The sequence below is a fragment of the Stenotrophomonas sp. 78350_Sma genome (genome assembly GCF_056482105.1).
The window spans coordinates 705,841-719,184 of record NZ_CM151182.1; the positions used below are offsets into that span (position 1 = coordinate 705,841).

Sequence of the window (13,344 nt, forward strand, 5' to 3'; positions counted from 1 at the left end):
TGGCCGGGTACACGCTACGATTCTACCCTTGCCCCGTGAGTACCGCTGAAATGAGTGTCCCAACCCTGTACGTCGTCGCCACCCCGATCGGCAACCTGGCCGATCTGAGCCCGCGCGCGCAGGAGGTGCTGCGGTCGGTGGCGGCCATCTGTGCCGAGGACACCCGCCGCAGCGGTCAGCTGTTGTCGCATTTCGGCATCCAGCAACCGCTGGTGGCCCTGCATGAACACAACGAAGAAGCCCTGGCTCAGCGCCTGGTGTCGCGCCTGCAGGCTGGCGAATCGCTGGCGCTGGTCAGCGATGCCGGCACCCCGCTGGTCAGTGACCCCGGTTTCCGCCTGGTGCGCGCCGCGCGCGCGGCCGGCATCAAGGTCAGCCCGATTCCTGGCGCCTGTGCCGCCATCGCCGCGTTGAGCGTGGCCGGCCTGCCCAGTGACCGCTTCAGCTTCGAGGGTTTCCTGCCGGCCAAGGCCAGCGGCCGCCGCGACCGTCTGCAGGCGCTGGCCGGTGAAGTACGCACGATGGTGTTCTATGAATCCTCGCATCGCATCGCCGAGTCGCTGGCGGACATGGCGGCGATCTTCGGCGGCGAGCGCCCGGCAGTACTGGCGCGCGAACTGACCAAGCTGTTCGAGACCGTGCTCGATGGCGACCTGGCCGGCCTGCTGGCCAAGGTGGAAGCCGACGAGAACCAGCGCAAGGGCGAGTTCGTGGTGATGGTGCAGGGCGCCGGCGACGATGAGCAAGCGCAGCTGGCGCATGGCCGCCGTGTGTATGCCAAGCTGAGCGAACACCTGCCGCCGTCGACCGCGGCCAAGCTGGCGGCCGAGCTGACCGGCGCACCGCGCAAGGCGTTGTACGGCAGTTGATGGATCGTGCGGACCAAGGTCCGCACTCACCAAAGCGGCGGAATCGGTAGATCCACGCCATGCGTGGATGGGTTAGACCTCCAGTAGATCCACGCCCTGCGTGGATGGATGAACCGGACGCCGCGATCAGCACGGCAGGACGAGCGTGCGTAGGCTAGAATGTGCGCTGGCGGAGCCGGCCAGACAGTCGCGTCATCCCTTCGGGGGTGCCGAGGAAAGTCCGGGCTCCATAGGGCAAGGTGCCAGGTAACGCCTGGGCGGCGCAAGCCGACGGAAAGTGCAACAGAAAGATACCGCCTACGTCTTCTTCGGAAGGCCGGTAAGGGTGAAATGGTGCGGTAAGAGCGCACCGCGAGTCTGGCAACAGACCGGCACGGCAAACCCCACCTGGAGCAAGACCAAATAGGGATCCTTTGGCGCGGCCCGCGTTGGATCCGGGTAGGTTGCTTGAGCGTTGCGGTGACGTAACGCCTAGAGGAATGACTGTCCACGACAGAACCCGGCTTATCGGCCGGCTCCGCCTCCTTCTTCCATATGCATGAACCGCGCATCGGTAGTGCCGGCCGCTGGCCGGCAACCTCCTCACCAGCAGACGCATCGTGCTGTTGCCGGCCAGCGGCCGGCACTACCGGGATGATGTCCGGCCTCAGCCCGGCGTGCGGTACTGCCCGGCGGAAATGAACTGCTCGAAGCGTTCGCACCACACCACGACGGTGCTGTAGTCGTCCACGTTGACGCTTTCAGGCACGTCCACCAGGAAACGGTTGAAGGTCTTCACCTCGCCGATGCGCTGGGCCTGCGCCTTGATCTTCAGGAAATCGGCCTTGTTGTCGACGAAGTCGCGGACCAGGTAGACCTTGTAGTCCGGCCCCGGTCCCATCTTTCCGTCGAACGCGACCTGGCGTGCGCTGACGCTGACCTTGCCGTCGGCCCAGTGCACCGCGTCGCTGCCTTTGAGGTCACGGCGGAAGGTGGCGTGGTAGGTGGCGTCGTTCATCGCGGCCTGCACCTGCGCCACCGGCGGGTCATCGGGAGCGATCAGGATTGGCAGCAGGTAGATGCCCAGGCCGAAGCCCAGGCCGAGGGTGAGCAGGTGGGTGGCGAGCAGGATGAGGGTGCGGCGCATGGGGCCTCCATGTGGATGTGGATCGCGCGGCCTGGTGCCGGGCACGACCACTTTGGGAGGTTGGGGGCGGCATTTATAGACACAGTGCCAGACGCAAAAAGGGCACAGTGGGGTGGCCGCAGCAGCGCAGGCCCTGTGGTGCGGGCGGAAAGGCGCTGCGTCGGGAAGCTGAATGACGCCGTTGGCAGTCCTGGAGCGGGTAGTGCCGGCCGCTGCGTGGCTTGCCCGAAGATCCGGAAGTTGCCGGACAGCGGCCGGCACTACCCCGCTGGAAAGGGATTCCGGGCAGCGGCCAGCATGACCGGGTCAGAAAATGACGTGGCTCTGTCCGTTGGCTGCGCCCTGCGGGCCAAAGCGGCGCTCGTGGATTTCGCCGTGGCCATCGGCGTCGATCAACAGCACGGTGCTGGCGCGGGTGCCGTAGTCGTCGCCGCGGATGAAGGCCGGGCTCAGCCAGCGCTCGCGTTCCAGGCCGATGCCGGTGTCGGGTAGGTCGCTGTCGGCGGGGCGATGTTCGTCGGCGAGGGCGTTCCAGAGCGGGGTCAGGTCTGGGGTCAGATCCCTTTCGCTTTGCGAAAGGGATCTGACCCCATCTTCCTGCAGCCAGGTTTCAAGGGCAGCCATCAGCCGCCGGGTCTTCGGCCACGGCGCGTCCAGTGCGCCGTTGGACATGCCATGCACGCCGGGGCCCAGGCTCTGCCGCTCGGCGGGGTGGTTGCCCAGGAACTCCAGGCTGTGGCCGTCGGCCAGCAGCAGGTTGAAGGGCGCATACGCGCCCGCCACGGTCGCCAGCCGGTCGATATGCACGGCGGCCGGGTCGCGGCCGCGCAGGAAGTCGGCCACCAGCGCCCCCCGGGACGGGCCGGTCTGTGCGGCCAGCGGATCGCGGACATTGGTGACCACGGCCATGCGGCCGCCGGCACCGACACCGGCCCAGCCACCGCCGGAGCGCAGGTCGCGTCCCCCGATGACGGAGGTCTCATCTTGCCAGGGGGCCAGCGCCGCCGTCGGGCGGGCGTGGAACTCATCACGGTTGCCGGTCATCACCAGCCGCCAGCGCGGGTGGTGCATCCAGCCAAGAGCGAGCAGGCACATGGCCTCATTGTGCATGGTTTGCGCAGTCCGGCGGTGTTTCCGGCCGGTTCCGGATGAATGCGCGGGCGATGTTTCACGCCCTGTCTACAGCCCTGAACTTCCGTTCAATCTCAAAAATTGAGACGGATCAGCAACTTGTGGATAAGCCTTGAACAATTCTCTAAAGGTTGTTGCAAGCCATTGATGCGGCTGGCGATTTCCCCGCTGAAAAGTTGTTGACAACCCTTCGGCCGCTGCTAAGGTGGGCATCAGAGGGAAATCCGGGTGTTTTGTGGGTTTTCGTGGTTCAATGTTTCACCGGGCGAAGGATAGGTGCACGCGTCGTGTTCCAGGGCGAGACGGCCATCACAGTTGACGATAAAGGGCGCATGGCGGTTCCCACCGCTTACCGCGACCTCGTCGCGCGCGCCAGCAACAACCGTCTCGTATTGACCTACAACCCGTTCGAAGCCGGCTGCCTGTGGCTGTATGCAGAGTCGGAATGGGAGCGGGTCCGCGACGACGTCATGTCCAAGCCCAACACCCAGCGCGTCGTGCGCCTGTTGCAGCAGAAGCTGGTCGGCTCGGCCGCCCATCTGGAACTGGACGGCAACGGTCGCATCAGCATCCCCGCCAGCCACCGCGGTGCGGTGGGCATTGAAAAGAAGGCGGTATTGCTCGGTATGGGCGACAAGTTCGAATTGTGGAGCGAGCAGGCGCATCGGGCCCTGATCCAGCAGACGTTGTCTGACGAGGATCTGGGTGATGGGTTGCTCGACCTGAAGTTGTGAGCCGGGGTGCCCGGATGCGCCCAGAAGCGCAGGCCGGTCACCTTCCGGTGTCGCAGTCGCCGGCGGTGCACCTGCCGGTCCTGTACACCCAGGTCATTGAAGGCCTGAGGGTGATCGAAAACGGACGTTATCTGGATGGCACGTTCGGTCGTGGCGGTCATGCACGTGGCGTGCTCACCCAGCTCGGTCCCGAGGGGCGCCTGCTGGTCATGGACAAGGATCCGGAAGCCATCGCCGTTGCCGAGCGCGATTTCGCGCCGGACCCGCGCGTGTCCATCTTCCGTGGCAGCTTCGCCCAGCTGCTGCAGTGGGATGCGACGGCTGAAGGCCTGGACGGCGTGCTGTTCGACCTGGGCGTGTCTTCGCCGCAGCTGGACGTGGCCGAGCGGGGTTTCAGCTTCGGCAAGGACGGCCCGCTGGACATGCGCATGGACCCGGACAGCGGTGAAAGCGCCGCGCAGTGGATCAACCGCGTCGAAGACCGCGAGATCGCCGATGTGCTGTGGACCTATGGCGAAGAGCGCCAGAGCCGCCGCATCGCCCGTGCCATCGTGGCCCGCCGCGAGAAGCAGCCGTTCACCCGCACCGCCGAACTGGCCGAGCTGATCGCCTCGGTGATGCCGCGTGGAAAGGACAAGATCCACCCGGCCACGCGCAGCTTCCAGGCCATCCGCATCCACATCAACCGCGAGCTGGCCGATCTGGAAGCCGGGCTCGACGCGGCGGTAGAGCGGCTCAAGCCCGGTGGCCGGCTGGCGGTGATCAGCTTCCATTCGCTGGAAGACCGCATCGTCAAGCAGTACATGAACCGCCTGGCCAAGGCGCCGCCGGCCAACCGCCGCCTGCCCGAGGCGGTCGCGTTCGTGCCGACGCTGGACCTGATCGGTGGCGCCATCAAGGCCACCGACGAAGAGCTGGCGGCCAACCCGCGCGCCCGCAGCGCCGTGCTGCGCGTGGCCCAGAAGCGGGAGGCCGATGCATGAGCCGGCTGCTGCTGATCATCCTGTTGGCCTCCACCGTGGCCTCGGCGATCGGCGTCGTGTTCGTGCGTCACCGTCACCGGCAGACGTTCATCGAGCTGTCGCGCGCCGAGCGCAAGCGCGATGACATCAACCTCGAATTCGGCCGCCTGCAGCTCGAGCAGGCGACCCTGGCCGAAGCCAACCGTGTCGATCGCATCGCCCGCGAAAAGCTCGGCATGAAGTTCCCCGAGGCTGCTGACATCGTGGTGGTGCGGCCATGAGCAAGACCGGCCGCAACCGCCCGCGCAACGCCTTCAACCTGCGCCAGCGCCTGCGCTGGGTCGCGCTGGCGCTTGGCCTGTGCTCGGTGTCGCTGGTCGGTCGCGCCGCCTACGTGCAGATCATCAACAGCGATTTCTACCAGCGCCAGGGCGAGGCCCGTTACCTGCGCGAACTGCCGATCAAGACCTCGCGCGGCATGATCACCGACCGCAACGGCGAACCGCTGGCGGTGTCCACGCCGGTCGCCTCGATCTGGGTCAACCCGCAGGACCTGCTGCGTTCGCCCGAGCGCATCCCGGAGCTGGCCCAGGCGGTCGGCATGTCGGTGGACGAGCTGAGCAGCCGCCTGTCGCAGAAGTCGGACAAGGAATTCATGTACCTGCGTCGCCGGATCAATCCGGACGAGGCAGAGAAGGTGGTCGCGCTGAAGATTCCGGGCGTGGCCGCGCAGCGCGAGTTCCGCCGCTTCTACCCGCAGGGTGAGGCGATGGCGCACGTGCTGGGCTTCACCAACATCGACGACCGTGGCCAGGAAGGCCTGGAACTGGCGTTCGACGAATGGCTGCGCGGCAAGGCCGGTGCCAAGCGGGTGATCCGCAACCGCAAGGGCGAAACCGTCGAAAGCGATCTGCTGCGCGCCGCCGAACCGGGCAAGGACCTGACCCTCAGCATCGACCGCCGCATCCAGTACCTGGCGTTCAAGGAACTGCGCAACGCGCTGGTGGCCAACAAGGCGGCCGGCGGTTCGATGGTGATCATGGACGTGACCACCGGCGAGATCCTGGCCATGGTCAACCTGCCGACCTACAACCCGAATTCGCTGACCGGCGCGCTGCCCGATGCGCGCCGCAACCGTGCGGTGACCGATCTGGTCGAGCCGGGTTCGACGATGAAGCCGTTGACCATCGCTACCGCGCTGCAGGCCGGTGCGGTGACCAAGGACACCATCATCGACACCAACCCGGGCTACATGCAGGTGGCCCGCTTCACCATCCGCGACGTGCCGCGCAACAACGGCGTGTTGAACGTGACCGGTGTGATCACCCGCAGTTCCAACATCGGCGCGGCCAAGGTTGCGGCAAAGATGCCGGACCAGGTGTTCTACGATGGGGTGCGCCGCTTCGGCTACGGCTCGGTGCCGCATAGCGGCTTCCCGGGTGAATCCGGTGGCGTGGTGCGGCGCCCGGCCAACTGGGACGGCGCCACCAAGACCACCATGTCCTACGGCTACGGCCTGAACGTGACGCCGCTGCAGATCGCCACCGCCTACTCGGCGCTAGCCAATGGCGGCAAGCTGATCGCGCCGACCTTCGTCAAAGGCCAGCGCAACGAAGCGCATCAGATCATCGATGAGAGCGTCGCCAGGCAGGTGGTGGCGATGATGGAAACGGTGGTGACCCAGGGCGGCGCCAAGCAGGCAGCGGTGCTGGGTTACCGCGTGGCCGGCAAGACCGGTACCGCGCGCAAGACCGGCCCCGGCGGTTACGAGCGCGGCCATTACAACGCGCTGTTCGCCGGCGTAGTGCCGGCCACCAACCCGCGCTTCGCCACCGTCATCGTCATCAACGACCCGCAGGCCGGCAAGTTCTACGGCGGCCTGGTGTCGGCGCCGGTCTACCACAACGTGATGGAAGGCACCCTGCGCCTGATGGACGTGCCGCTGGACGACCTGCAGTCGTGGCTGGCCGCACAACAGTCCGGCAAGGTCGGCCACTCGGCCTCGATCCTGCCCGCGCCCCCGGCCGAGGCCGCGCTGCCGGCCGATGCCGCCGCTGAATTCGATGCTGCGCTGCCCAGCGCGCACGCCCAGACGCCGCCCGCTATGGGAGGCACGCAATGAGTCCTTCGATGTTGCTTTCGCAGTTGCTTCCGGACGTCGCTCTTGCAGGGCACGACCCCGTTCTGACCGGCCTGGTGCTGGACAGCCGCGCCGTGCGCCCCGGCAATGCCTTCGTCGCCATTGCCGGTTTCGGCGCGCATGGCCTGGGGTTTGTCGAGCAGGCCCGTGCGGCCGGCGCCGGCGTCATCCTGTTCGAACCGCCGGCACCTGCCGAGCTGCCGGCCCCGACCGATGCGATCGCCGTGCCGGGCCTGCGCGCGCGCATGGGTGCGATGGCCGACCAGTTCCATGGCGCACCGTCGCGGGCGATGGCGATGGTCGGTGTCACCGGTACCAACGGCAAGACCTCCACCGTGCAGCTGCTGGCCCAGGCCTGGCACCTGCTCGGAACGCCCAGTGGCAGTATCGGCACGTTGGGCGCCGGACTTTATGGTGCGGTTGAACCGACCGGTTTCACCACGCCGCTGGTGCTGCAGATGCATGCGCTGCTGGCGCAGCTGCGCGACGCCGGTGCGCGCGCGGTGGCGATGGAAGTCAGCTCGCACGCGCTGGACCAGGGCCGTGTGGATGCCGTGCACTACGACGTGGCGGTGTTCACCAATCTCACCCGCGACCATCTGGACTACCACGGTGACATGGCCAGCTACGGCGCGGCCAAGGCGCGGCTGTTCCATCGTCCGGGCCTGAAGTCCGCGGTGATCAATCTTGACGACGCCTTCGGCCGCCAGCTGTTCGCCGGCCTGCCGGCGGGCGTGCAGCCGATCGGCCTGAGCTCGCGCGGTGCCACCGATGCCAGTGTGCGCGCCGAAGCGCTGCAGCTGGACGGCCGTGGTATTGCGTTCGACCTGGTCATCGACGGCCAGCGCGCGGCGGTGCAGTCGCCGCTGCTGGGCCGCTTCAACGTGGACAACCTGCTGGCCGTGGCCGGCACCCTGCATGCGCAGGGCCAGCCGCTGCCGCGCATCGCCGAGGTGCTGTCGGCGCTGCAGCCGATCCGTGGCCGCATGAACCGCCTCGGTGGCGAAGACGGCCTGCCGACCGTGGTGGTCGACTACGCACACACCCCGGACGCGCTGGAACAGGCGCTGGACAGCCTGCACGGCCATCTGCAGGGCACGCTGTTCTGCGTGTTCGGCTGCGGTGGCGAACGTGATACCGGCAAGCGCCCGCAGATGGCCGCCATCGCCGAGCGTCTGGCCAACCAGGTCATCGTCACCGACGACAACCCGCGTGGCGAGGATGGCGATGTGATCGTGGCCGACATCCTGGCCGGCTTCACCGATGCCTCCGCCGTGACCGTGCAGCGCAGCCGCGCGCGTGCGATCGGCCTGGCGGTGAAGCGTGCCGCTGCCGGCGACATCATCCTGATCGCTGGCAAGGGCCACGAGCCGTACCAGGAAGTGAACGGCGTGCGCCATGACTTCGACGACACCGAAGTGGCTGCCGCTGCACTGGCAGCCAAGGCCGGTGTTCTAGCGGCCCAGGCTGGGGAGGGCGCCGCATGAAGCGCACCCTGCTTTCGCTGATCGCACACTGGGCCGGCGGCGAGATCCACGGCGATGACGTGGCCATCGATGCGGTCAGCAATGACACCCGCAGCCTCGGCCCGGGCAGCCTGTACGTGGCGCTGCGTGGCGAGCGTTTCGATGGCCATGATTTCGCCGCAGATGCGCTGGCGCGCGGTGCCAGTGCGCTGCTGGTCGAGCGCCTGCTGCCGATCGAACTGCCGCAGGTGCTGGTGGCTGACAGCGAACTGGCGCTGGCGAAGGTCGCCACCGGCATGCAGCGCGACCGCGGCACCGAGGTGTTTGCGATCACCGGCAGCAACGGCAAGACCAGCGTGAAGAGCCTGCTGCTGTCGATCCTGCAGCAGGTGGCACGGCACGCGCACAAGGTGGTCTACGCCAACCCGGGCAACCGCAACAACGAGATCGGCCTGCCGCTGGCGGTGATCGATGCGCCGGAAGATGCCGACTACGCCGTCTACGAGATGGGCGCCGGCAAGCCCGGTGACATTGCCTACCTGACCGACATCGCCCGCCCGCGCTATGCGCTGGTCAACAACATCGCCCCGGCACACCTGGAACGCATGGGTAGCCTGCTCGGCGTGGCAGTGACCAAGGGCGCGATCTATGCCGCGCTGCCGGCCGATGGCGTGGCGGTGATCAATGTCGACGATGCCTACGGCCGCTGGTTCGAACAGCACTTCGTCGGCACCCCGCCGCGTTGCCGCGTGCTGCGCTACGGCCTGGAACATACCGCCGACGTGACCGCGCGCGACATCCGCGCCGGCGCGCAGGGCACCCAGTTCACCCTGGTTTCGCCAGCCGGCGAAGCACGCGTGGTGCTCGGCCTGCCGGGTCGCCACAACGTCAGCAATGCGCTGGCCGCAGCCAGCCTGGCGCTGGCCGCGGGCGTCGACCTGGCGCTGATCGCTGCCGGCCTGGCCGAAGCGCAGCCGGTGCCGGGCCGCCAGATCGCCCATCAGCTGCGCAACGGCGCGGTGCTGGTGGATGACAGCTACAACGCCAATCCCGGCTCGCTGGCGGCGGCCATCGACGCCCTGGCCGCAGCGCCGGAAGAGGGCTGGCTGGTGCTGGGCGACATGCGCGAACTGGGCCCGGACGCCGAAGCGCTGCATGCGCAGGCCGGCATCCGCGCACGTGCTGCCGGCCTGAAGCGGCTGTATGCGCTGGGTCCGCTCAGTGCCGCCGCTGCGGCCGCCTTCGGCGAAGGCGGTCGCCATTTCGCTACCCATGGTGCGCTGTCACAGGCGCTGCAGGATGAGTTGCACGCTGGTGTGCGCTGCCTGGTCAAGGGTTCCCGTGGCAGTGCCATGGACCTGATCGTCAAAGCGCTGCTGGCGCAAGGAGAGGAATCCCCGCATGTTGTATGAACTGGCTCGATGGTTGCAGCAGTTGGAGAGCCTGTTCGGGCTGTTCAACTACCAGACGTTCCGCGCCATCCTTGCCGCGCTGACGGCCCTGTTCCTGTCGCTGTGGCTCGGCCCGGCGATGATCCGCAAGCTTGCCCAGTTCAAGGGCGGCCAGCCGATCCGCAAGGACGGTCCGCAGACCCATTTCTCCAAGGCCGGTACGCCGACCATGGGCGGTTCGCTGATCCTGCTCACCATCACCCTGTCGGTGCTGATGTGGGCCGACCTGCGCAACCGCTACGTGTGGCTGGTGCTGGCGGTGATGCTGTGCTTCGGCGCCATCGGCTGGTATGACGACTGGATCAAGATCGTCCGCCGCGACCCGAACGGCCTGAAGTCGCGCTGGAAGTACCTGCTGCAGTCGATCTTCGGCCTGGCCGCGGGCCTGTTCCTGTTCTACACGGCCGACGTGCCGGCCGCGCTGACCTTCTACATCCCGATGTTCAAGTCGATCGCGCTGCCGCTGGCCGGCATCGGTTTCGTGGCCATCGCCTACTTCTGGATCGTCGGCTTCTCCAACGCGGTGAACCTGACCGACGGCCTGGACGGCCTGGCGATCATGCCGACCGTGCTGGTGGCCTGCGCGCTGGGTGTGTTCGCTTACGCCTCGGGCAACGTGGTGTTCGCCAACTACCTGCAGATCCCGCAGATTCCGGGCGCCGGCGAGCTGGTCATCATCTGTGCGGCCATCGCCGGCGCGGGCCTCGGCTTCCTGTGGTTCAACACCTATCCGGCCATGGTGTTCATGGGCGACATCGGTGCGCTGGCGCTGGGCGCGGTGCTGGGCACGATCGCGGTGATTACCCGCCAGGAACTGGTGCTGGTGATCATGGGCGGCGTGTTCGTCATCGAAACGCTGTCGGTGATGATCCAGGTCGCCTCGTTCAAGCTGACCGGCAAGCGCGTGTTCCGCATGGCGCCGATCCACCACCATTTCGAACTGAAGGGCTGGCCCGAGCCGCGCGTGATCGTGCGCTTCTGGATCATCTCCGTCGTGCTCGTGCTGATCGGCCTGGCCACGTTGAAGGTGCGCTGAGATGAACGACCTGTCCCGCCAGGCAACACGCCTTGAAGCCATCGAAGGCAGCTACGACAAGTGGCTGCTGGGCGCGATCATCGCGCTCACCGGCGTGGGCGTGGTGATGGTGGCGTCCAGCTCGATCGCACTGATGAGCAGTCCGTTCTACTACCTCAACCGCCACCTGATCTTCCTGGCGGTCGGCATCGTGCTGGCGGTGATTGCCGCGCGCACCGAGCTGAAGTCGATCGAGCAGTACAACCAGATGCTGCTGCTGGGCTGCTTCGTGCTGCTGCTGGCGGTGTTCACGCCGGGCCTGGGCAGCACCGTCAACGGCGCGCGCCGCTGGATCAACCTGGGCATCTCCAAGTTCCAGACGGTCGAAGCGGTAAAGGTGCTCTACATCGTGTGGCTGTCCAGCTACCTGGTGCGTTTCCGCGACGAGGTCAACGCGACCTGGCCGGCGATGCTCAAGCCGCTGGGCGTGGCCGGTGCGCTGGTGGTGCTGCTGCTGCTGCAGCCGGACTTCGGTTCGTCCACCCTGCTGCTGGCGATCACCGCCGGCATGCTGGTGCTGGGCGGGGTGAACATGCCGCGCATGTCGATGCCGGTGATCATCGGCCTGGTCGGCATGAGCGCGCTGGCGATCATCGAGCCGTACCGCATGCGCCGCATCACCTCGTTCCTGGACCCGTGGGCCGACCAGCAGGGCGACGGCTACCAGCTGTCCAACGCGCTGATGGCGGTGGGCCGTGGCGAGTGGACCGGTGTCGGCCTGGGCAATTCGGTGCAGAAGCTGTACTACCTGCCCGAAGCGCACACCGACTTCATCTTCTCGGTGACCGCCGAGGAGTTCGGCTTCCTGGGCACCTGCGTGATCGTGGCCCTGTACGCGCTGCTGGTCGGCCGCACCTTCTGGCTGGGCATGCGCTGCGTGGAAATGAAGCGCCACTTCTCCGGCTACATCGCTTTCGGCATCGGCCTGTGGATCAGCATGCAGACCTTCGTCTCGATCGGCGTCAACCTGGGCATCCTGCCGACCAAGGGCCTGACGCTGCCGCTGATCTCCTCCGGCGGTTCGTCGGTGCTGATGACCTGCGTGGCGATGGGCCTGCTGCTGCGCGTGTCCTATGAACTCAAGCGCGCCGAGCGCCGCCAGGCCGTGCGTATCGGTGGCGCCGAAGACGTTGCTGCCGAGTCGAGCGACGAGCCGGCCGCGCCGGTGGCCGCCAGCGTACCGATGAGCGCCGAGCCGGTGGCTGCCACTGTGCCGAACGCTGCGCGTGGCACCAGCCGCCTGCAGTCGCGCATCGAACCGACCTTCGGGAGGCTGTCATGAGCGCAGCCCATGACACTGCACGCCCGGTGATGATCCTGGCCGGTGGTACCGGCGGTCATATCTTCCCCGGCCTGGCCGTGGCCCGCGTGCTGCGCGAGCGTGGCGTGCCGGTGACCTGGATGGGCGCCGAAGGTGCGATGGAAACCCGCCTGGTGCCGCAGCACGACATCGCGATCGACACGCTGGCCATCACCGGCCTGCGCGGCAAGGGCAAGCTGGCGTTGCTGGCTGCGCCGTGGCGACTGATGCGCGCGCTGCGTGCGGCCGGCATGATCATCCGCAAGCGCCAGCCGCGTGCGGTCGTGGCCTTCGGTGGATTCGCCTCCGGCCCGGGTGGCATGGCCACGCGCCTGCATGGCCTGCCGCTGATCGTGCATGAGCAGAACCGCGCACCGGGCCTGACCAATCGCATCCTGTCGCGCTATGCGCGCCGCCTGCTGACCGGGTTCCCGGGCACCTTCGCCGCGCGCGAGGAGTTCGTCGGCAATCCGGTGCGTGCGGAGATCGCCGCCATCGCACCGCCGGAACAGCGCTTCGCCGACCGCCACGGCCCGCTGCGGGTGCTGGTGGTCGGTGGCAGCCAGGGCGCACGCGCGCTCAACACCGGCGTGCCGCAGGCCATCGCTGCGCTGGGCGCTGCAGTGCCGGTGCAGGTGCGCCACCAGAGCGGCGAAAAACTGCACGCCGAAGCGGTCGAGGCGTATGCCAAGGCCGGCGTGCAGGCGGAGATCACCCCGTTCATCGCCGACATGGCCGAGGCGTTCGCCTGGGCCGATCTGGTGGTGTGCCGTGCCGGTGCGTCGACCCTGGCCGAGCTGTGCGCGGTCGGTGTCGGCAGCGTGCTGGTGCCATTCCCCGCTGCCGTCGACGATCACCAGACCCGCAATGCGGAGTATCTGGTCGAGCGCGGCGCGGCGGTTTTGCTGAAGCAGGACGGAACGCTGGCCGACGGCATTGCCGCACTGCTGCGCGATCTGTTCGAAAATCCCGCCCGCCGCATGCAGATGGCGCAAGCCGCGCGTGCCCTGGCCAAGGTCGATGCCGCCGAGCGCATCGCCGATATCATTCTCGAGGAAGCTGTATGAAGAAGGCATGCCACCGCGCCTGC

At 67.4% G+C, this 13,344-nt stretch carries 12 protein-coding genes and 1 other RNA gene; 11 read left to right on the plus strand and 2 right to left on the minus strand.

Annotated features, from left to right (window positions below):
• The first annotated feature begins 50 nt into the window (after positions 1-50).
• Both rsmI and rnpB read left to right on the plus strand, forming a co-directional pair.
• Positions 51-869, plus strand: a complete 819-nt coding sequence (rsmI, locus tag ACZK4H_RS03080; RefSeq protein ID WP_099553595.1) for a 16S rRNA (cytidine(1402)-2'-O)-methyltransferase — start codon at positions 51-53, stop codon at positions 867-869.
• A gap of 171 nt (positions 870-1,040) precedes the next feature.
• Positions 1,041-1,392, plus strand: an RNA gene (rnpB, locus tag ACZK4H_RS03085) — RNase P RNA component class A.
• Between the two features lie 123 nt (positions 1,393-1,515).
• Here the strand turns inward: rnpB and ACZK4H_RS03090 are convergent.
• On the minus strand, positions 1,516-1,995 hold the full coding sequence (locus ACZK4H_RS03090) for a DM13 domain-containing protein (RefSeq protein ID WP_099553596.1): 480 nt from the start codon (positions 1,993-1,995) through the stop codon (positions 1,516-1,518).
• 306 nt (positions 1,996-2,301) lie between these two features.
• The gene (locus ACZK4H_RS03095) at positions 2,302-3,090 is read right to left on the minus strand and encodes an NRDE family protein (protein ID WP_099553698.1); all 789 of its coding nucleotides are present in this window, start codon (positions 3,088-3,090) and stop codon (positions 2,302-2,304) included.
• Positions 3,091-3,458: 368 nt separating this feature from the next.
• On the opposite strand from ACZK4H_RS03095, the gene ACZK4H_RS03100 reads away from it, so the two are divergent.
• From ACZK4H_RS03100 to murG, 9 genes are read left to right on the plus strand one after another with little or no spacing between them, the layout of a single operon-like run.
• A complete protein-coding gene (locus ACZK4H_RS03100) occupies positions 3,459-3,860 on the plus strand; it encodes a division/cell wall cluster transcriptional repressor MraZ (protein ID WP_008266948.1) in 402 nt (133 codons plus the stop codon).
• Between the two features lie 14 nt (positions 3,861-3,874).
• Positions 3,875-4,843: a 16S rRNA (cytosine(1402)-N(4))-methyltransferase RsmH gene (gene rsmH, locus ACZK4H_RS03105; protein ID WP_010481940.1), complete on the plus strand. Its 969-nt coding sequence runs from the start codon at positions 3,875-3,877 to the stop codon at positions 4,841-4,843.
• Complete coding sequence (gene ftsL, locus ACZK4H_RS03110; protein ID WP_005412242.1) at positions 4,840-5,103, plus strand: cell division protein FtsL; 264 nt, start codon at positions 4,840-4,842, stop codon at positions 5,101-5,103. Before rsmH ends, ftsL begins: the two co-directional genes overlap by 4 nt.
• Positions 5,100-6,944 carry a peptidoglycan D,D-transpeptidase FtsI family protein gene (locus ACZK4H_RS03115; RefSeq protein ID WP_099553598.1) on the plus strand — a complete coding sequence of 615 codons (1,845 nt, stop codon included), beginning with the start codon at positions 5,100-5,102 and terminating at the stop codon, positions 6,942-6,944. The genes ftsL and ACZK4H_RS03115 overlap by 4 nt, the downstream gene beginning before the upstream one ends.
• Positions 6,941-8,449: a UDP-N-acetylmuramoyl-L-alanyl-D-glutamate--2,6-diaminopimelate ligase gene (locus ACZK4H_RS03120; RefSeq protein WP_099553600.1), complete on the plus strand. Its 1,509-nt coding sequence runs from the start codon at positions 6,941-6,943 to the stop codon at positions 8,447-8,449. Before ACZK4H_RS03115 ends, ACZK4H_RS03120 begins: the two co-directional genes overlap by 4 nt.
• Positions 8,446-9,840, plus strand: coding sequence for a UDP-N-acetylmuramoyl-tripeptide--D-alanyl-D-alanine ligase (locus tag ACZK4H_RS03125; protein WP_099553602.1), 1,395 nt, complete (start codon positions 8,446-8,448; stop codon positions 9,838-9,840). Before ACZK4H_RS03120 ends, ACZK4H_RS03125 begins: the two co-directional genes overlap by 4 nt.
• Complete coding sequence (gene mraY / locus ACZK4H_RS03130; protein WP_010481929.1) at positions 9,830-10,915, plus strand: phospho-N-acetylmuramoyl-pentapeptide-transferase; 1,086 nt, start codon at positions 9,830-9,832, stop codon at positions 10,913-10,915. Before ACZK4H_RS03125 ends, mraY begins: the two co-directional genes overlap by 11 nt.
• 1 nt (position 10,916) lies before the next feature.
• Positions 10,917-12,236, plus strand: a complete 1,320-nt coding sequence (gene ftsW, locus ACZK4H_RS03135; protein ID WP_099553605.1) for a putative lipid II flippase FtsW — start codon at positions 10,917-10,919, stop codon at positions 12,234-12,236.
• On the plus strand, positions 12,233-13,321 hold the full coding sequence (gene murG / locus ACZK4H_RS03140) for an undecaprenyldiphospho-muramoylpentapeptide beta-N-acetylglucosaminyltransferase (protein ID WP_099553607.1): 1,089 nt from the start codon (positions 12,233-12,235) through the stop codon (positions 13,319-13,321). Before ftsW ends, murG begins: the two co-directional genes overlap by 4 nt.
• The last annotated feature ends 23 nt before the right edge of the window (positions 13,322-13,344 follow it).